Origin of the sequence: Halomonas sp. LBP4 (assembly GCF_003202205.1) — a bacterium.
GTDB lineage: Bacteria > Pseudomonadota > Gammaproteobacteria > Pseudomonadales > Halomonadaceae > Halomonas > Halomonas flagellata.
In genome coordinates this window covers 315,398-334,648 of record NZ_PDOG01000001.1, presented here as the reverse complement: position 1 = coordinate 334,648, position 19,251 = coordinate 315,398, and the positions used below count along the sequence as shown (strand labels likewise).

Below are 19,251 nucleotides of genomic sequence, written 5' to 3'. Positions count from 1 at the left end.
AGGGAAACCGTCAGGAGAGCGCCGCCATGACCCTCGATCCGCTGCTGGCCCATATCGACCCGGAAGGCGAGATCCCGCCGGTGGCGTCCTGGCACCCCGAGCACCAGGGCGAGATGGACCTGCTGATCGCCGCCGACGGCCGCTGGATACACGAGGGCGTGGCCATCGCCCGGCCGCGGCTGGTGCGGCTGCTCTCGACGATCCTCCGGCGCGAGACCGACGGCGCCTATTACCTGGTGACCCCGGCGGAGAAACAGCGCATCCGGGTCGAGGATCGCCCCTTCCTGGTCGTCGATGCCGAGCCCGACGAGGGCGGTGGCTGGTGGCTCACCACCAATGTCGGCGATCGCCTGCTGCTGAGCGCGCAGCATCGGTTGAGCCTGAGCGAGACGCCCCGTGGCGAGGTGGTGCCCGAGGTGCCGGTGCGCTTCGGTCTCGCCGCCCGGCTGGGCCGCAATCTCTACTATCGCCTGGTGGAGCTGGCCGAGACCCGTGACCTGCCTGGCGGCGGCCAGGAGCTGGGGCTGGTGAGCGGCGGCGTCTGGCAGCCCCTCGGTCGGCTGGAGGAGAACGGGCCTCTCGACGGCGGTTCGGCATGCAGCTGACCGCCGAACAGCGGGCCGTGGTCGAGCATGACCGTGGCCACGCCCGGGTCGCCGCGGTGGCCGGTTCCGGCAAGACCACCACCATGGTGGCCCGCGTGCTCCACCTGCTCGATCGGGGGGTACCGCCGTCGCGGATCCTGGTGCTGATGTTCAACCGCTCGGCCCGCGAGGATTTCCAGGCCCGCCTGGTGGCCATGGCACCGCCCGGGCAGCCGCTGCCGGATGTGCGCACCTTTCACTCCCTCGGTCACCGGCTCACCCTCAGCCTGACCCGCTGGGGCGCGCTGGCACCGCGGGAACTGCTCACCGCCGACTGGCAGCTGGAGCGGCTGCTGCGCCAGGCTACCCTGGAGGCGCTGGCCGACGAGCCCGAGGCCCGGGAGGCGGCGCTGGACGGCGAACGCCTCGAGGCCCTGGCGCACTTCTGCTCGCTGGTGAAGGCCGAGATGGTCGGTCCCGCCGAGCTCTTCGACCGGCTCGACTTCGGCGAGCAGACCGACCACTTCCCGGCGGCCTTCGTCCACGCCGAGCGGCTTCTCGCCGACCAGGGACTGATGAGCTATGCGGACCTGCTCTACCGCCCCCTCGAGGTGCTGGAGGCCGACGCCGGCCTGTGCCGTCGGGTCCAGGGCTTCCTCGACCACGTGATCATCGACGAGTATCAGGACATCAACGTGGCCCAGCAGCGCCTGCTGGCGCTGCTCGCCGGCCGCGACGCCGCGGTGATGGCGGTGGGCGATGCCAACCAGTGCATCTACGAGTGGCGCGGCGCTCACCCCGACACCATGCTCGAGCGTTTCACCGCCACCTTCGGCGAGGCCCGTGACTATCCGCTCTCCACCACCTTCCGCCATGGCCATGCCCTGGCGCTGGCCGCCAACCATGCCATCGCGGCCAACCGCCGGCGCCCCGACCAGCTCTGCCTGGCGGCACCGGGCAACCCGCCGACCCGTCTGGCGGTCGGGCAGGGCGGACGGGCGCTGCTCGAGGAGCTCGAGGCCTGGCAGCAGGAGGGACGACGGCTGGACGAAGCCTGCCTGATGGTGCGCAGCTGGGCGCTGTCGGTGCCGCTGCAACTGGCGCTGCTCAAGGCCGGCCTGCCGTTCCGGCTCGCCCGGGAGGACCGCTTCGTCTTCCGCCTGCCGCTGGTGCAGGCGCTGGCCGGCTACTTGATGCTGGCCCGGGCGCCGGGCCTCCTGCAGGACCCGGGCCACCTGCAGCTGCTGCTGGCCCAGCCGACCCCCTTCGTGGCCCGGGAGCGCCTGTCTGCCCTGGCCGTGCGCCTGGCCGAGACCCAGCGCTGGCCGGAACGCCACGACCCCCTGCTCGAGGGACTCAAGCCGCACCAGCGGCGCACCCTCAAGCGGCGCTGGGCACTGCTCTGCGAACTGCCGAGACTGGGCAACTGGCCACCGGCCCGGCTGCTCGAGCACGTGGTCGAGAGCGTCGAGGCCGAGAAGGTACTCAAGCGAGCCGCCGCACGGCGCGACAAGGGCGAGGAGGACGTGCGGCTGCTCGACGTGCTGATCGAGCAGGCCGCAGAGCTGGGCGGCGACACCGAGGCGTTCGTCGAACTGCTGCGCCGGCCGGTGGCGAACCGCGACGATGGGGTGCTGATCACCACCGTGCACGGCGCCAAGGGGCTGGAGTGGCCGCTGGTGCTGCTCGGCGGCACCAACGAGGAGGACTTCCCCCACTACAGCCGTGACAACCCGCTCTCGCCCCGGCGCCTCGAGGAGGAGCGGCGGCTCTTCTACGTGGCCATCACCCGGGCCAGGGAGCGGTTGCTGGTCGTCCACGACGGCGGCGATCACCGTTCCAGCCGTTTCATCGCCGAGACCGCCTGGCAGGACTGCCGGCGGGTCACCGAGCGGCTTGCCGCAGGGGAGGACGTCGAGTATCCGATACCGCTGACGGTGTCGTCTCCCGAGCTGGTCGGGCGTTATCTGGCGGCACTCGGCCGGTCCCTGCCGTTGACCGCGGCCACGCCCGAGGCGGCCGGCATCGCCGAGCCACCGCCCGGTGGCGTCGAGTTCAGCGTCGGCCGACGGCTGCGGCACGCGGTCTTCGGCGAGGGCGAGATCGCCGTGGTGGAGGGCGATCCGGACAACCCGGTGATCGAGGTGCGTTTCCGGCAGGCCGGTCGGCGACGGCTGATCGCGCGCCGGGCGCCCATCGAACTGCTCGAAGGAGTCCAGGCATGACACGCGCCTTGATCACGGCCACCGAGCTGGCCGAGGCCCTCAACGGGGCCCACCCGCCGAGGATTCTCGACTGCCGCGCCCGGCTGGGCGACGCCACCGCCGGCGAGCGACTCTGGCGCGAGGGGCACCTGCCCGGCAGCCTGCACCTCGATCTCGATCGCGACCTGGCCGCACCGGCCGGAGAGGGGGGCCGGCACCCGCTGCCCACACCCGAGGCATTCACGGCGACGGTGCAGCGCCTCGGCATCGCTCCCGGACAGTCGGTGGTGGTCTACGATGACATGGGCGGCCAGCTGGCCGCGGCAAGGGCCTGGTGGATGCTTGCCTGCTGGGCCGGTCATCCCGATGTGCGCGTGCTCGACGGCGGGCTGCGCGCCTGGCAGGACCAGGGCGGTGAGCTGCCCCTGGGGCGCGAGGCGACTCCCGCGCCGAGTGGCTGGACCCCGCGCTTCCAGGAGGCGGTGCTGGTCGATGCCGACCAGGTCTTCTCCGGTCGTGCGCTGAAGGTCGATGCGCGCAGCCACGAGCGTTTCCGCGGCGAGGTCGAACCCATCGACCCGGTCGCCGGCCATATTCCCGGGGCGGTCTGTCACCCCAGCGCCGACAATCTCACCGCCGAGGGTCGCTTCAAGTCGCCCGAGGCACTGGATGCGGAACTGCCCGACGCCGAGGCGGTGATCGCCTACTGTGGCTCCGGGGTCACCGCCTGTCACAACATCCTCGCCTATGCGGTCGCCGGGCGCCCGCTGCCGAAGCTCTATGCCGGCTCCTGGAGCGAGTGGATCCGCGACCCGAGACGGCCCATCGCCTAGCACGCCTCTACCGTGTGGCCCCAGATACTGCAGTTATTCTATGGATTCAGGCTTGAAGGAGACGCCAGTGGGAAGCATGAACTTTGCGTTGATCGGTGCGGCCGGCTATATCGCCCCCCGCCATATGCAGGCTATCAAGGAGACTGGCCATTCTCTGATCTCCGCCTATGACATCAACGACTCGGTGGGCATCATCGACTCGATGGCGCCGGGCTGTGCCTTCTTCACCGAATTCGAGTGCTTTCTCGAACATGCCTGGCGGCTGCGTCGCATGGGCGAGTCACCCATCGACTACCTGGTGGTCTGCTCACCCAACCACCTGCACGGGGCGCACATCACCGCCGGCCTGCAGCTGGGCTGTGACGTGATCTGCGAGAAGCCGCTGGTGCCCACCCCGGCTCAGCTGGACGAGCTGCGGCTCGTCGAGGAGGAGACCGATCGGCGCGTCTACAGCATCATGCAGCTGCGCCACCACCCGGCGATCCATGAGCTGCGCGACAAGGTGGCCGCCGAAAACCGGGATACCCCCTACGAGGTGGAGCTGACCTATATCACGGCGCGCGGTCCCTGGTACCTGGCCAGCTGGAAAGGCGACTCGCGCAAGTCCTTCGGCGTGGTCGCCGAAATCGGTATCCACTTCTTCGACATGCTGTATCTGATCTTCGGCGAGCTCAAGCAAGAGGTCCTGCACTATCGTGACGATCACAAGGCCGCCGGCTATCTGGAGTACGAGAAGGCGCGGGTACGCTGGTTCCTCTCCATCGATGCCGAGGACCTGCCGGAGAGCGTGCGCGGGCGGCAGTCCACCTATCGCAGCATCACCTGCGACGGCGAGCTGTTCGAGTTCTCCAGCGGCTTCGACGATCTGCATACCGTCAGCTACCGCGAGATCCTCGCCGGGCGCGGCTTCGGCATCGATGCCGTGCGCCACTGCCTGGAAACCGTGCACAGCCTGCGCCTGGCACAACCCGAGCCGCCTCGGGAGGGAGAGGCGCATCCCCAGCTGAGCAGGCTCTCTCCGCGCCGCTACAGCGCCAACGTCGGGCACAACTGAGGAAAAGGCATGGACTTCATCGATCTCGCTACCCAGCAGGCACGCATCAAGCCGCGGCTCGATGCCGCCATTCAGGCCGTGCTGGCCCATGGACGCTTCGTGCTCGGCCCCGAGGTGGACGAGCTGGAGCAACGCCTGGCGGCGCGTGTCGGGGTGGCGCACTGCATCGGCTGCGCCAACGGCACCGATGCACTGCAGATCGCCCAGATGGCGCTGGGTATCGGGCCGGGCGACGAGGTCATCGTGCCCGGCTTCACCTTCGTCGCTTCGGCGGAGAGCGTGGTGCTGCTGGGTGCCCGGCCGGTCTACGTGGACATCGACCCGCACACCTACCTGCTCGATGCCAACCAGCTGGAGGCGGCCATCACGCCTCGCACCCGGGCCATCATGGCGGTATCGATGTTCGGCCAGTGCGCCGACATGACAGCGATCGGCGAGGTGGCCAAACGCCATGGCCTGGCGGTGATCGAGGATGCCGCCCAGAGCTTCGGCGCCACCCAGCACGGCCGGCGCTCCGGCGCGCTGAGCCGGGTGGCCTGCACCAGCTTCTTTCCCAGCAAGCCCTTGGGCGCCTACGGCGACGGCGGCGCGTTGTTCACCGACGACGCCGAGCTGGCCGCAGCGATCCGCCTGGTGGCCCGTCATGGCGAGGCGCGACGCTACCACCATTCGCGGCTGGGCATGAACAGCCGCCTGGACACATTGCAGGCCGCCGTGCTGCTGGCCAAGCTAGAGATCTTCGACGAGGAGGTGGTACTGCGTCAGGCGGTGGCGGAACGCTACGACCGCTGGTTGCAGCAGGCGGGCATCACCACCACGCCTCGGGTCGCGGACGGCAACACCAGCGTCTATGCCCAGTACAGCATTCGCGTGCCGCGCCGCGAGGAGGTGCAGGCGCGCCTGACCGAAGCCGGGGTGCCGTCCGCCGTTCACTACCCGCTGCCGCTCAACCGTCAGCCGGCGCTGGCGGACCCCGACTGTCACCTGCCGGTCACCGAGGCGGTATGCGAAGAGATCCTCAGCCTGCCGATGCATCCCTACCTCGAGGCCGAGCAGCAGGAGCGGGTGGTGGAGGCGCTACGCCAGGCTTTGCCTGGAGTTTGAAGAGCGGCGCTTCGCGCCTGGAAGCTTGAAGCTGGAAGAATGCCCGACCCGGCTACGCCGGGAGCCGTAAGCCAAAAAGATGCCACTGGCCCAGCCAGTGGCGACGGTTTTTCTTATAGCTTATGGCTTCGAGCTCCCGGCGAAGCCGGGTTACATATTGGGATAGTTGGGCCCGCCGCCGCCCTCCGGCGCCACCCAGGTGATGTTCTGGGCCGGGTCCTTGATGTCACAGGTCTTGCAGTGCACGCAGTTCTGGAAGTTGATCTGGAACCTCGGCTTGCCGTCATCGCCCTCCACTACCTCGTAGACCCCCGCCGGGCAGTAGCGCTGGGCCGGCTCGGCGTAGCGGGGCAGGTTGTCGCGGATCGGCAGCTCCGGGTCCTCGAGCTTCAGGTGGCAGGGTTGATCCTCCTCGTGGTTGGTGTTCGACAGGAACACCGAGGAGAGCTTGTCGAAGGAGAGCTTGCCGTCCGGCTTGGGGTAGTCGATCTTCTCGCACTCGCTGGCGGGCTTGAGCGTCGCATGGTCCGGCGTGGTGTCGTGGATGTTGGGCAGCTTGCCGCCGAGCAGCTGGTCGAGGAAGTTGTAGGCGCCGCCGCCGACGGTGCCGTACTTGTGGATCGCCGGCCCGAAGCTGGCGCTCTCCTTGAGCTCGGCATAGGCCCAGCTCTGCTCCCACTGCACGGTAAAGGCGGTCAGCTCATTGCCGCCTTCATCGCCCTGGGCGATCGCCTCGAACACCGCCTCGGCGGCCACCAGGCCCGACTTCATGGCGGTGTGCAGGCCCTTGATCTTGGCGAAGTTCAGGGTGCCGGCGTCGCAGCCGATCAGCAGGCCCCCGGGGAAGGTCATCTTCGGCAGGCAGTTGAGCCCGCCCTTGGTGATGGCCCGGGCGCCGTAGGAGACCCGCTTGCCGTCCTCCAGGTACTGCTTGAGCACCGGGTGGTGCTTCATGCGCTGGAATTCGTCGAACGGCGACAGCCAGGGATTTTGGTAGGAGAGGTCCATGATCAGGCCGACGACGACCTGCGCCTTCTCGGCGTGGTAGAGGAACCAGCCGCCGTGGGTGTGCTTGTCCAGCGGCCAGCCGGAGCCGTGCAGCACCAGGCCGGGTTCGTGCTTGTCGGCGGGAATGTCCCACAGCTCCTTGAGGCCGATGCCGTAGTGCTGCGGGTCCTTGCCCGCGTCGAGCCCGAAGCGCTCGATCAGCCGCTTGCCCAGGTGCCCGTGGCAGCCCTCGGCGAACAGGGTGTACTTGGCGCGCAGCTCCATGCCCGGCATATGGCTGTCCTTGGGCTGGCCATCGGCGCCGATGCCCATATCGCCGATCAGGATGCCCTTGACCACGCCATCCTCGATGATCGTCTCCTGGGCGGCGAAGCCAGGGAAGATCTCCACCCCGAGCCCCTCGGCCTGCTCGGCGAGCCAGCGGCAGAGGTTGCCGGCGCTGATCACGTAGCGGGTGAGATCGCCGCCGGTGTTGTGCATCGACTTCGGCACCAGGGCATTGGGCAGTTTCTGGGCCTTCTCGCCGTTCTTGAGCAGGTAGAGTTCGTCGCGAATCACCGGCGTGGTCAGGGGGGCGCCGCGCGCCTCCCAGTCGGGGAACAGCTCCTGCAGGGCGCGGGGCTCGAAGACCGCCCCGGAGAGAATATGGGCCCCCACCTCGGAGCCCTTTTCCACCACGCACACGGTCAGTTCCTGCTCGGCCTCGTTCGCCTGCTGCATCAGGCGGCACGCCGCCGACAGGCCCGAGGGGCCGGCGCCGACGATGACCACGTCGAAGTCCATGGATTCACGTTCTACTTGTTCCACCTGCACTCTCCTCCCTCACCGCCGACGCGGGGATCCTGCGAATAGCACCAACGCCGAAAGGTTTTGAAACGGTCGTTTGCTTCTCGATATTCTCCATGATAGGCATAATAAACGACTCAGGTCACCCCTACGATGGCCAATGTGCGGTCGCGCCGCCTCTGGCCCGCCATGCGGGGCAACCGCAGATAGCAGCATGGCTCGGGGCTGATCCGCCGGCAGGCCTGCGAGGAGGCGCTGTAAACCCCTCCATGGGCGTACGACGCCCTGCTTCGCTCTCGCGTCCGCTTCGCTTGCAGGACCGGTGCTGGCCATCCGTGGCCAGCCCGTTCGGAGCAGTGCTCCTCACCCCTGGCGCAGGACCTCCTCTTCGGCCTGCCCCCGGCGCCCCTCGCGACAGTCAACTGCGATAGCCCTGGGCCCGCCATGGGGGGATTGTTGCCATGGTCCCGGCTATGGCACATTGGGTGGGTTTTTTTGGTGCGGCGTCTATCAAACGCTTGCATGAAACGTATAAGGGCGTGTCAACCGGTTCTAAGGACACGCTGATGCGCCCGCTGCCGAGCCGGCATGGTCGGTATGTTCCTAACCAGACGGTTCGTTAGAGTGAACCAAGCGAGGACACCATGAAAGTACTCGTCGCGGTCAAACGCGTCATCGATTACAACGTCAAGATCCGGGTCAAGCCGGACCACTCCGACGTCGACCTCACCAACGTCAAGATGGCCATGAATCCCTTCTGCGAGATCGCCGTGGAAGAGGCGGTGCGCCTGAAGGAGCGCGGGGTGGCCACTGAAGTGGTTGCCGTCACCGTCGGGCCCAAGGCCGCCCAGGAGCAGCTGCGCACCGCCCTGGCGCTGGGTGCCGATCGCGCCGTGCACGTCCAGACCGATGAGCGTGTCGAGTCGCTGGCGGTGGCCAAGCTGCTGGCCAAGGTGGTCGAGGAGGAGCAGCCGGGCCTCACGATCCTCGGCAAGCAGGCCATCGACACCGACAACAACCAGACCGGCCAGATGCTCGCCGCGCTGACCGGCCTGCCCCAGGGCACCTTCGCCTCCGAAGTGGTCATCGAGAACGACAAGGCCCAGGTGACCCGCGAGATCGACGGCGGCCTGCAGACCGTCGAACTGACCCTGCCGGCCATCGTCACCACCGACCTGCGCCTCAACGAGCCGCGCTACGCCAAGCTGCCCGACATCATGAAGGCCAAGAAGAAGCCGCTGGCCGTCAAGACGCCGGACGAGCTGGGCGTCGAGGTGGCCTCCAGGGTCACGCTGCTCAAGGTCGAGCCGCCCCCCGAACGCCAGGGCGGCATCAAGGTGGGCTCGGTGGACGAGCTGGTCGAGAAACTCAAGAACGAAGCGAAGGTGATTTCATGAGCATCCTGGTCCTGGCCGAACATCACGACGGCGTCCTGGTCGGCGCCACCGCCCAGGTGGTCGCGGCGGCGCAGCAGATCGGTGGTGACATCGATATCCTGGTCGCCGGCGAGAATGTCGGCGCGGTGGCCGAAGCCGCCACCAGGCTCGACGGCGTCAACAAGGTCCGCGTCGCCGACCATGCCGCCTACGCCCACCAGCTCGCCGAGCCGCTGAGCGCGCTGCTTGCGGACCTTGCCGGCGACTACACTCATGTGCTGGCGGTGGCCTCCACCACCGGCAAGAACGTGCTGCCGCGCGTCGCCGCCCTCAAGGAGGTGTCGCAGCTCTCCGAGATCATCGCCGTGGAGAGCGCCGACACCTTCCAGCGGCCGATCTACGCCGGCAATGCCATCGCCACGGTCAGAAGCGACGACCCGCTCAAGGTGATCACCGTGCGCGCCACCGCCTTCGATGCCGTGGCCGAAACGGGCAGCGCCAGCGTGGAGGCGGTGGAGACGGTGGTGGAGAACACCCAGTCCACCTTCGTCAAGGAAGAACTCGCCCAGAGCGACCGCCCCGAGCTGGGTGCCGCCCGCGTGGTGATCTCCGGTGGCCGCGGCATGGGCAGCGGCGAGAACTTCAAGTTGCTCGACGGCATCGCCGACAAGCTCGGCGCGGCGATCGGCGCATCAAGAGCCGCGGTGGACGCCGGCTTCGTGCCCAACGACATGCAGGTGGGCCAGACCGGCAAGATCGTCGCCCCGGAGCTGTATATCGCCGTGGGCATCTCGGGCGCGATCCAGCACCTGGCGGGGATGAAGGACTCCAGGGTGATCGTCGCCATCAACAAGGACGAGGAGGCGCCGATCTTCCAGGTGGCCGATTACGGTCTGGTCGGCGACCTGTTCGAGGTGCTGCCGGAACTCGAGCAGAAACTGTGACGAAGATCGGGATCTTCCAGGTGGCGCTCTCGACGGTCACCGGGTTAGTGGCGGATCTCTTCGAGGCCCTGCCGGAACTGGAAAGCAAGCTGTAACGACGAGCGTGATCCCGCAGCTCGCGTCACGACGCCGGCCCACGATGGGGCCGGCGTCGTCGTGTCGGGAGGCTCCATAACCTCTGTCTATATGAGCGATAACGGGAATTATTAGCGTCCAGGGCGGGTGTCTGCCATCCTTTGTAGTTGAGGTCACGAGGCATTTGCCTCGCTCAGTTCATTCACGGAGGAGTCACTATGCCGCATACATTACCCGAGCTGCCCTATGGCTATGATGCCCTGGAGCCGCACATCGATGCTATGACCATGGAGATTCACCACACCCGGCACCACCAGACCTACATCAACAACCTCAACGGGGCCCTGGAAGGCACCGGCCTCGAGGAAGTGCCGGTGGACGAGCTGCTCGCCAGCCTCGACCGGGTGCCCGAGGAGAAGCGCCAGGCCGTCATCAACAATGGCGGTGGCCACTCCAACCACTCGATGTTCTGGCTGATGATGTCGCCCAACGGCGGTGGTGCCCCCAAGGGCAAGGTCGCGGCTGCCATCGACAGCGAACTGGGTGGCTTCGATGCCTTCAAGGAAGCCTTCACCAAGGCGGCACTGGGTCGCTTCGGCAGCGGTTGGGCCTGGCTGAGTGTGTCGCCGGACGGGAAGCTGGTGGTCGAGAATACCCTGAACCAGGACAGCCCGATCTCGCACGGCAACACGCCGGTCCTGGGGCTGGATGTCTGGGAGCACGCCTACTACCTGAAGTACCAGAACAAGCGTCCGGACTATGTCGCCGCCTTCTTCAACGTGATCGACTGGGACGAGGTCGAGCGGCGCTACCAGCAGGCCACTGGCTGATTCGCCGACATTGCATGGTTGCAAGGGTGGCGTCTCGTCGGGAGTCATCCACGGTGCGAAGGGCCCCGCTCAAGGCGGGGTTCTTCGCGTGGTGTGGGTATCTCAAAGCCTCCTCAAGCCCCACATGAAGTAGGCGCCGCCCAGCAGCGAGGCGACCAGGCCGGCGGGGATCTCCTGCGGGAAGAGCCACTGGCGACCGAGCCAGTCGGCGAGCACCATCAGCAGGGCCCCGACCGAGCAGGTGCGTGCGTGCCCGGCTGAAGCCCAGCAGTCGGCGAATGATAAGCCTTATCAATACGGGGACGTTGCCGGCTCCAACTGCGCGATGCCGATGACGTCCCAGACTCGCCCGGGTTTAGGCGTGTCGGCATCGAGATCGGCGCAGGTATCGAAACGTTCGAGAGTGCGCTGGACACAAGTGATGGCCAGGCGGCCATGGGCGTCGGTGGTTTGCCACTCGGCGATCAGCCGACAGGACGCCGCCTCGGGATCGGATGGCTCGGCCACCTCGACCTCGGCCTGGAGATGCCTCGCGGCGAGCCATTCCAGGGCGGCGACCTGGGCGCACTGCGCCAACGGGGTGAGCCGTGAGTCTCCCCGGTAGCAGGGCAGGTAGGGGCGATTCGCGGCCTCGCTCTCGAGCAGCGGTACGACATCCGCGTCGGTGATGCGGCCGTACTTGCGCAGGGCGGGGAAGACCACGGCGCTGGCCGCGAGACGGCAGCCCCCCAGGTGGGTGCTTTCCCACACCTCGAAGGGCAGGGCCTGGTCGCGGATGGCCTCGGCGATGGCCTTGTAGGTGGCGAAGCCGAACTTGGCGCAGCACTTGTCCTTCTTGCCATGGGTGCAGCACAGGATCAGGGAAGGCTCGACGGTACCCCGGTGCCAGCGCGACGGAGCCTCGCCCCGGGAGAGGGCCGCGAGGAAGTCGTCGAGTTCCTCGCGGGGCACGCGGTATTCGCGACGCTCCGGCATCAGGAAGACACGATGAAGGCTGGCGTCCTCGCCCCGGCGATGGATCAGGTTGACGCGGCGGCCCGATTCGGCGATGGCCTCGAGGCGTGCCTTCACCGGCGCGGCCATGTCGCTGGCCTGGCGCAGGCTGCGCTGCCACTTGGCACGGGGCCAACTGATCAGCAGGTTGCGTTCGGCATGGGCGGCGGTGCCGGCCAGAGGGTCGCCCAGGGCGAGGCTTTCCCGGGCGCAGAAGTGCTGGACCGCGCTCATGCCGAGACCTCCGGGTGGGTCCGGGCGGGGCCGACGGCGGCCCCGCTGACGCCCCCCATGGCTGGCACACAGATCGGCCGGCCGGTGCTCGGGGCGCGCATCACCTCGGCATCGAGATCGAAGACCCGCTTGAGGTTGGCGGCGGTGAACACCGTCTCCGGCGGCCCGCAGTGCACGATACGGCCCTCATGCATCATCACCAGGACGTCGGCGTAGGCCGCGGCCAGGTTGAGGTCGTGCAGTACCACCAGCAGGGTACGACCGCGCTCGTGGGCCAGCTTGACCAGCAGCTCCAGCAGATCGACCTGGACCTTGAGGTCGAGGAAGGTGGTGGGCTCGTCGAGCAGGATCAGGTCCGTCTCCTGGGCCAACACCATGGCGATCCAGCAACGCTGCCGCTGACCACCGGAGAGCGCGTCGACACTGCGATCGGCAAAGTCCGTGACATCGGCATAGGCCATTGCCTCGCGGATGGCACGGGCATCCCGCTCGGCATCCTGTCGCCACAGCCGCTGGTGAGGAAAGCGTCCCATGCCGACCAGTTGCCTGACCGTGAGCCCCTCCGGTGCGGAAGGCCCCTGCGGCAGGATGCCAAGGCGCTGTGCCACCTCCCGCGTATTGCTGCGGTGGATATCCTTGCCATCGAGACAGACCCGGCCGGCACTGGGTGTCAGGGTTCGCGCCAGCGTCTTCAGCAGCGTCGACTTCCCGCTGCCGTTCGGGCCGAGCAGCACCGTCAGCTTGCCCTCGGCCACCGCCAGATCGACGCCATCCAGTACGCGTCGGGACTCGTACCCGGCACGCAGGGCTTCGCCTGTCAGTCGAGGCGGCTTGGCAGGTGTCGAGGGCATGGGGTTGGCTCGTCGGTGTGGTTCCTGGATCGGAGCACCGTAAGGCAAAACATTCTCATTTTCAACGTCTAGAAGCACGTCTGCCTGGCCTTCTCGGCACAATGGGTTGTCAGGACATAGCGAACGGATCGTTCGATCATCATGGACAGCTCATATTTTAACGATTAGAATAATCATTCTCATTCGCATTGTGGTCTTGGCATCCCTCCCAAGCAAAGCACGGCGTGGGCTGCCACGCGGGCTTCAGATCGCTTCAGGTGTGATGCCACGACATGCTGGGACAGAGAGCCTCCGCCAGGAGTCGGTTGCTCTCACCCTCTCGATCGACACAACAAGCACAACCATCCAGTACAACTTCGCAAAGTGACTAGCTAGGGACGCACGGATTCACCTGCCAACAGGTGCCAGAGGCCAGCGGCGCAAGTCCATCGACGAAGACAGGAGCCTTTCGCTGACGGCACGGCAGGCCACAAGGCAGGTGGGGCTTTAAAGGACGGCATTTTTGCGGAGGCCACATGAGCTACGCACGTTTCTCTCGTTCACCTGGCGAGACAAGCCGACATGCATCCACGCATGCATTGCTGAATTGCATTATCAAGGAAGTGGCAATACCCCATGACACGATGTCCTATCGATGGCCAGCCCAGCGGGAAGGCCTGCCGGAGCATCTGCATGGCATGCCTCTGCTGATCGAATGGTCGGCATCGCTTTCGCTGTTCATGATGGTGGACCGGCGCTCGGTGATAGGGAGCCACTTCTACCTCTCCGACGTCTATATCCGGGACGCGGGGGCCACGGGCTGGCATGTCCCCGAGGTGGCGGAGTTGATCGCCGCGCTGCTGGACCACTGCCGGTGGCATGACGGCTCGCTCAACCAGGAGTTGTGCGACCAGGTCGTGCAGAGCCAGGACGTCATGGCGACGATCGTCGCGCATGCCGTCGCAAGACCCAGGCTCCATCCGTTGACGGATTATCGTCGCAGTGAGCAGGGGTTGTGGTTCGGCCATCCCAATCATCCCACGCCCAAGGCCAGGCAATGGCCGCCCCATCTGCTGCAGGACAAGCCCGCCTACGCGCCGGAATTCTGCACCACCACGGCCCTGCACCAGTTTTCCTTTCCCGCGGCCGGATTGAGTGTCCAGGCCAATCGGTTGAGTGCCCTGGACGTGCTGCCGCATGTGGCAGACCAGAGCAGGGCCGAGGATGGCGGCCGCGTGGTGCTCAGCATGCATCCGGTGCAGGCCGATCTGTTCCGGCAGGATGCCCGGGTGGCGGAGATGATCGGGGAAGGCGTCATCGGCGATCTCGGGCAGAGTGGCTGGCGGGCCGCCCCCACCGCTTCCATGCGCACCTGGTACCTCGAGGGACATCCCTGGTTCATCAAGGGATCGCTCAATGTGCGCATCACCAATTGTGTGCGCAAGAACGCCTGGTACGAGCTGGAAAGCACGCTGGTCATCGACCGCATCATGCATCGGCTCGTCCGATCGAAGGACGCGGCGCTGGAGGCGCTTTGCGTGGCCCAGGAGCCGGCAACGGTGCACTGGGCACCGACCGAGGGCGATGACGCCGTAAAGCGCTGGTTCCGCGAGCAGACTGGCGTGATCCTGCGGGAAAACTTCTGTCAGCGGTTCTCGCCCGAACGCTGCCTGCTCAGCGCGACGCTGTTTGCCCGTGATGCCCAACTGGCTCCCATGGTGCTGTCCTTCATCGAAGGTGCGACGCCTGCCGATGGAGATCACGCACTTCCGTCGGAACGCCGGGTCCGGCAGTGGTTCCAGGCCTACCTGCGCACACTGGTGGCACCGGTCATGGGGCTGTTCTTCCGCCATGGCATCGTCATGGAGCCCCATCTGCAGAATTGCGTGCTGATTCATGACGAGGGCATGCCCCGGCAGATGCTGCTGCGTGACTTCGAAGGGGTCAAGCTGACCAGCGACAAGGGCGTGGACTGGCTCGCGGGGGAGTCACTGCATCCCCGCGTCAGGGAGTCGATGACCTACCGGCGCGAGCAGGGGTGGAACCGCATTGCCTATTGCCTGCTCGTCAATCATGTCGCCGAGGCGATCCTGGCGCTGAGCTGGCAGCGCCCCGACCTAGGCGATGCGCTGTGGCAGGACACCTTGGAAGAGCTGCGTCGCGTTCGACAGACCCTGGGCATGCCAGTCCCCGAGCTGGATGCGCTGCTGGAGGGAGGCGACCTGCCCTGCAAGACCAACTTCAAGCTACGGCTCATGGCCCGGGCAGACCGGCAGGCCCAGTACGTGGCGCTGCCCAACCCCTGGCAGGTCACCCAGGCCATGGACAGGGAGGTGGCCTATGGCTGAGCATTTCAGGATCCCCGAGCACATCCTCGATGCCATCGCGGCGCATCGGCAGGCGTGCCGCGACCCCATGGCGGCGTTCTTCTATGACCTTCCGGTGCTCGCGGCGCAGGGAGGCGCCATGAAGGCGGCATTGCCGCCGGGCGTCGAGCTTTACTATGCGATCAAGGCCAACAGCGAGGCGGCCATCATCGATACGCTGGCGCCCGTGGTGGATGGGCTGGAGCTGTCGTCCGGTGGCGAGATCGCGCGTGCCTGCGCCTGTTCGACGCCGCGCCCCTGGGTGCTCTCCGGACCGGGCAAGCTAGACGCCGACATGCACGAGGCCATGACCCGAGGTGTCGAGGCCTTTCATGTCGAAAGCCTCGGGGAAGTGACCCGCCTGCAGGCGATAGCGGCCTCGCTGGATCTCGTGCAGCCCGTGCTCGTGCGTATCAACCCCTCGCTGCCCGCGGATCTCTCCAGTCGCCTGAGAATGGCCGGCACCGCCACGCCGTTCGGTATCGATGAGGCACAGCTGGCCGATGCCGTGCGGGCGGTGGATGACGCCCCGAACCTGACGCTCGTTGGCTTCCATGTGCATGCCATGTCGCACCAGACATGCGGGCAGCGACACCAGCGGCTCCTGTCGTCCTATCTGGAGCGCTGGCCCCGGTGGCGAGCGCTGGCGCGCCACCCCGAGCAGGTGATCCAGCTCAACGTGGGGGGCGGTATCGGCGTGAATTATCTCCGGCCGTACGAGCAGTTCGACTGGCCCGGCCTGTGCCAGGCCCTGGGACGGCGTCTGGCGGCCATGCACGAGCCCCCGCTGGTGCGCTTCGAGATCGGCCGTTTCCTCTCGGCCTTCTGTGGCTACTACGTGATCGAGGTGCTCGATACCAAGGTCAGCCATGGGGAAGGCTTTCTGGTCTGTCGGGGTGGCACGCACCAGTTCCGCTTGCCTGCGGCCCAGGGGCACAATCACCCGGTCATTCACCTGCCGCGCGCGCCCCAGCGGGCGCGTGAGGGCGAGTGCCGGCCCTGGACCGTGGTGGGGCAGCTCTGTACCCCCAAGGATGTGCTGAGCCGCCAGCAGCAACTGCAGGGAGTGGCGGTGGGAGACCTGCTGGTGCTGCCGTTGGCCGGTGCCTATGGCTACAACATCTCTCACGCGGACTTCCTGTGCCACCCACGTCCCGATCAGGTCTTCGTCCGCGACGGCCGCGAGGGCAGCGCCCCCGAGACGAGAAGCCATCGGCGTGCCGAGCCGGTGCGCTGACCGAGGGGCTTCGCTGGTCCATTTTCCAGGTTTTGAAGGTACATCATGTCATCACATGAACGTGTTCTGCCGCAGGCCGCGGCAATGGAGGGCGCCCCCGACGCCCTGGTGTCCGTCTCCACGCCTTTCGCCTCCTCGGGGCACTGGCGGCATCACGCCCGCATCGAGCAGCGAGTCGTCGGCCAGCTGTTGCAGACCCTGCTCTACGAGGACGTGCTGTCCTATGAGGCCATCGCCGAGCCGGCGGCCGGTGTCTCCGGTGCCACGTCGTTCTCCCTGACCCTGGGCGAGCGTCGCTATCGGGTGAGCGGCCGGCGGTGCCACAGCTTTCAGCTGATCCGCCTCGAGCATGCCACCCTCGCGGTCGAGGGGGCAGAGGGCACCCCGGAGCCGGTGAGTCTGCAGCGTTTCATCGAGGATCTCGAGGCGGCGCTGGGGGATGTCGCGATTCAGCCCGGCTTCGTCAACGAACTGACGCAGACCCTGATCAAGGACGTGCAGTCATCCGCCTGGCCGGTGCCCTTTCAAGAGACACCGCAGACGTTGGATGCCGATGCCCTGGAGCAGTATTTCACCGACGCGCACAGCTATCACCCCTGCTACAAGTCACGGCTCGGCTTCTCCTTGCGGGACAATCAGCATTATGGGCCGGAGTTCGCCCAGCCGCTTCGGGTATGGTGGCTCGCCGTGCCGGCACGCCTGGCGCATCAGGGGGCCGTCGGCGGGGTGGCGCTGGCCGACCGGGTCGCGGAGGACGCCGGTCCGCGAGTGCTGGCGAGTCTGGATGACTACCTCGCGCGGCGGCGACTGGCGCGAGACGACGTCGTGCTGATGCCGGTGCATCCCTGGCAGTGGGAAAACGCGCTGGTTCCGGTGCTCTACCCGGAGCTTGCCAGCGGCGAGATCGCCCTGCTGGGCGAGGGGGAGACGACCTATACCGCCCAGCAGTCGATTCGTACCCTGGCCCCACGGAATACGGACAAGCCGTATCTCAAGCTGGCGATGAGCATCACCAATACGTCCAGCACGCGCATCCTGGCGCGCCACACCGTGACCAACGCCCCCGTCATTACCCAGTGGCTTCAGCGACTCATCGACACGGACGCGACCGCCAGGGCGGCGGGTTTCGTGATTCTGGGCGAGGTGGCCGGCGTGGCGCTGGACGAGCGTGCCTTTCCCGACGCCCGTTACAACGACGTCTATGGCAAGGTCGGTGCCATCTGGCGGCAGAACATCGGCGAGTTCCTGCAGGACGGCGAGCGGGCCGTGCCCTTCAATGGGCTGAGCCAGTTCACGCGAGACGCCGGGGGGGAGCCCGCCACTCCCTTCATCGCGCCCTGGGTGGAACGCCATGGGGTGGAAGCCTGGACCCGACAGCTCGTGCAGGTCGCCACCTTGCCGATCATCCACCTGCTGTTCGCGGAGGGCGTGGGGATGGAGTCCCATGGCCAGAACATCGTGGTCATTCATCGTGACGGCTGGCCGCTCAGGGTGGCCTTGAAAGACTTCCATGACGGCGTGCGCTTCAGTACGTCGCATCTGGCACGGCCCGAGCTGGCCCCCGCCCTGGAGCCCGTGCCCGAGCGTCATGCCGCCCTCAACCGCAACTCCTTCATCGTCACCGATGACCTGGAAGCGGTGCGTGACTACTCCTGTGATGCCTTCTTCTTCATCGCCCTGGCGGAGATGGCCGTCTTCCTGCACCGGCATTTCGGACTGGAGGAGTCACGGTTCTGGGCCATGACGGCGGACGTGATCAAGGCCTATCAGCGTGCTCATCCGCAGCATGCCGAGCGCTACCGCTGCTTCGATGTCTTCGCTCCCCGATGGGAGGTGGAAGCCCTGACCCGTCGTCGTCTCTTCGGCGATGACGCCCCCCAGGTCAAGCTCGTCCCCAACCCGCTGGCGGCCTACGCGCCAGGCGAGGAGGCGTCATGCTGAGAGCCAATCGACTGAAGCGGGCGCTGGCCGACGGGAAGGAGGTCCACGGGGTCATGGCCTCCCTGCCCACGGCCGCCTCCATCGAGCTGATCGCGGAGGCGGGCTTCGACTTCGTGGTGATCGATACCGAACACGTGCTGATCAATCCGGAAACCGTCGAGCACATGATCCGTACCGCCGAGAGCTACCGGCTGACCCCTCTGGTACGGGTGGCGGACGCCGACCCCAAGACGCTGCTGCGTCTGCTCGACGGCGGCGCCCAGGGGATCGTGCTGCCCAACGTGGAAGACCCCGAGACCCTCGAGCGTGCCGTGGCCGCGTGCAAGTACGCGCCGGAAGGCGAGCGCAGTCTCAATGCCGGGCGTCCCGGATCCTTCGGTAAATCCTCCCTGGCGGAATACGTCGTGCAGGCGAATCGGGAGATCATGGTGGTCGCCATGATCGAGAGCCGCCAGGGGGTGGCGCGAATCGAGGCGATCTGCGCGGTGCCGGGTCTCGACATGGTGCTGGAGGGGGCGGCGGACCTGTCCCAGTCCCTGGGCGTGACCTGGCAGACCGGACACCCCGACGTCGTTCGGGCCCTGGAGGAGGTTCAGCGCACGGCGAGCGAGCATCACCTTCCCTACTGCGCCTTCCTGCGCCACCCGGAGGCCAAGGCCAGGTGGCAGGCGCGTGGCGTCGGCGCCTTCATGTTGGGCGACGAGCGAGGCATCGCCTTTCGCGCCTTGCGGAAGGCGCTCGGCGAGGCCAGGGCGCCGGGACAGCAGGAGGCCTCCCGTTCATGAGTTCACCGATGACGCATCTTCCCGTTTCTTCTCGTCAGGCGAGCGATGTCCCCTCGCTCGACCGTCC

At 67.0% G+C, this 19,251-nt stretch carries 15 protein-coding genes and 1 pseudogene; 12 read left to right on the top strand and 4 right to left on the bottom strand.

What is annotated here, in order from left to right; genetic code table 11:
• The first annotated feature begins 26 nt into the window (after nt 1-26).
• From CR157_RS01565 to CR157_RS01545, 5 genes are all read left to right on the top strand, one after another.
• Entirely contained in the window at nt 27-605 is a 579-nt protein-coding gene (locus tag CR157_RS01565) for a DUF1285 domain-containing protein (RefSeq protein WP_110281789.1), read from the top strand.
• A complete protein-coding gene (locus CR157_RS01560) occupies nt 596-2,809 on the top strand; it encodes an ATP-dependent helicase (RefSeq protein ID WP_110281788.1) in 2,214 nt (737 codons plus the stop codon). The genes CR157_RS01565 and CR157_RS01560 overlap by 10 nt, the downstream gene beginning before the upstream one ends.
• Entirely contained in the window at nt 2,806-3,621 is an 816-nt protein-coding gene (locus tag CR157_RS01555; protein WP_110281787.1) for a sulfurtransferase, read from the top strand. The genes CR157_RS01560 and CR157_RS01555 overlap by 4 nt, the downstream gene beginning before the upstream one ends.
• A gap of 76 nt (nt 3,622-3,697) precedes the next feature.
• On the top strand, nt 3,698-4,675 hold the full coding sequence (locus CR157_RS01550) for a Gfo/Idh/MocA family oxidoreductase (RefSeq protein ID WP_110281786.1): 978 nt from the start codon (nt 3,698-3,700) through the stop codon (nt 4,673-4,675).
• Between the two features lie 9 nt (nt 4,676-4,684).
• On the top strand, nt 4,685-5,779 hold the full coding sequence (locus CR157_RS01545) for a DegT/DnrJ/EryC1/StrS family aminotransferase (protein WP_110281785.1): 1,095 nt from the start codon (nt 4,685-4,687) through the stop codon (nt 5,777-5,779).
• Between the two features lie 150 nt (nt 5,780-5,929).
• On the opposite strand, the gene CR157_RS01540 is transcribed toward CR157_RS01545, so the two are convergent.
• A complete protein-coding gene (locus CR157_RS01540; RefSeq protein WP_110281784.1) occupies nt 5,930-7,594 on the bottom strand; it encodes an electron transfer flavoprotein-ubiquinone oxidoreductase in 1,665 nt (554 codons plus the stop codon).
• Nucleotides 7,595-8,217: 623 nt separating this feature from the next.
• Between CR157_RS01540 and CR157_RS01535 the strand changes: the two genes are divergently transcribed.
• The 3 genes from CR157_RS01535 to CR157_RS01525 all read left to right on the top strand — a co-directional run bounded on the left by CR157_RS01535 (nt 8,218) and on the right by CR157_RS01525 (nt 10,798).
• A complete protein-coding gene (locus CR157_RS01535) occupies nt 8,218-8,970 on the top strand; it encodes an electron transfer flavoprotein subunit beta/FixA family protein (RefSeq protein WP_110281783.1) in 753 nt (250 codons plus the stop codon).
• Nucleotides 8,967-9,893 (top strand): electron transfer flavoprotein subunit alpha/FixB family protein, encoded by a 927-nt coding sequence (locus CR157_RS01530; RefSeq protein WP_110281782.1) that lies wholly within the window; start codon nt 8,967-8,969, stop codon nt 9,891-9,893. Before CR157_RS01535 ends, CR157_RS01530 begins: the two co-directional genes overlap by 4 nt.
• 293 nt (nt 9,894-10,186) lie before the next feature.
• The gene (locus tag CR157_RS01525) at nt 10,187-10,798 is read left to right on the top strand and encodes a superoxide dismutase (RefSeq protein ID WP_110281781.1); all 612 of its coding nucleotides are present in this window, start codon (nt 10,187-10,189) and stop codon (nt 10,796-10,798) included.
• 102 nt (nt 10,799-10,900) lie between these two features.
• Here the strand turns inward: CR157_RS01525 and CR157_RS01520 are convergent.
• The 3 genes and pseudogenes from CR157_RS01520 to CR157_RS01510 all read right to left on the bottom strand — a co-directional run.
• Nucleotides 10,901-11,072 (bottom strand): annotated as a pseudogene (locus CR157_RS01520) (iron chelate uptake ABC transporter family permease subunit); the annotation flags it as partial.
• Between the two features lie 17 nt (nt 11,073-11,089).
• Nucleotides 11,090-12,025 (bottom strand): sucrase ferredoxin, encoded by a 936-nt coding sequence (locus tag CR157_RS01515; RefSeq protein ID WP_110281780.1) that lies wholly within the window; start codon nt 12,023-12,025, stop codon nt 11,090-11,092.
• The gene (locus CR157_RS01510) at nt 12,022-12,876 is read right to left on the bottom strand and encodes an ABC transporter ATP-binding protein (protein WP_110281779.1); all 855 of its coding nucleotides are present in this window, start codon (nt 12,874-12,876) and stop codon (nt 12,022-12,024) included. Before CR157_RS01510 ends, CR157_RS01515 begins: the two co-directional genes overlap by 4 nt.
• Before the next feature lie 677 nt (nt 12,877-13,553).
• Between CR157_RS01510 and CR157_RS01505 the strand changes: the two genes are divergently transcribed.
• The 4 genes from CR157_RS01505 to CR157_RS01490 are packed head-to-tail and all read left to right on the top strand — an operon-like array spanning nt 13,554 to nt 19,184.
• Nucleotides 13,554-15,203, top strand: a complete 1,650-nt coding sequence (locus tag CR157_RS01505) for an IucA/IucC family protein (protein ID WP_258364037.1) — start codon at nt 13,554-13,556, stop codon at nt 15,201-15,203.
• Nucleotides 15,196-16,458, top strand: coding sequence for a type III PLP-dependent enzyme (locus tag CR157_RS01500; RefSeq protein WP_110281777.1), 1,263 nt, complete (start codon nt 15,196-15,198; stop codon nt 16,456-16,458). The genes CR157_RS01505 and CR157_RS01500 overlap by 8 nt, the downstream gene beginning before the upstream one ends.
• A gap of 45 nt (nt 16,459-16,503) precedes the next feature.
• On the top strand, nt 16,504-18,399 hold the full coding sequence (locus tag CR157_RS01495) for an IucA/IucC family protein (RefSeq protein ID WP_110281776.1): 1,896 nt from the start codon (nt 16,504-16,506) through the stop codon (nt 18,397-18,399).
• Nucleotides 18,393-19,184 carry an HpcH/HpaI aldolase family protein gene (locus CR157_RS01490; RefSeq protein ID WP_110281775.1) on the top strand — a complete coding sequence of 264 codons (792 nt, stop codon included), beginning with the start codon at nt 18,393-18,395 and terminating at the stop codon, nt 19,182-19,184. Before CR157_RS01495 ends, CR157_RS01490 begins: the two co-directional genes overlap by 7 nt.
• The last annotated feature ends 67 nt before the right edge of the window (nt 19,185-19,251 follow it).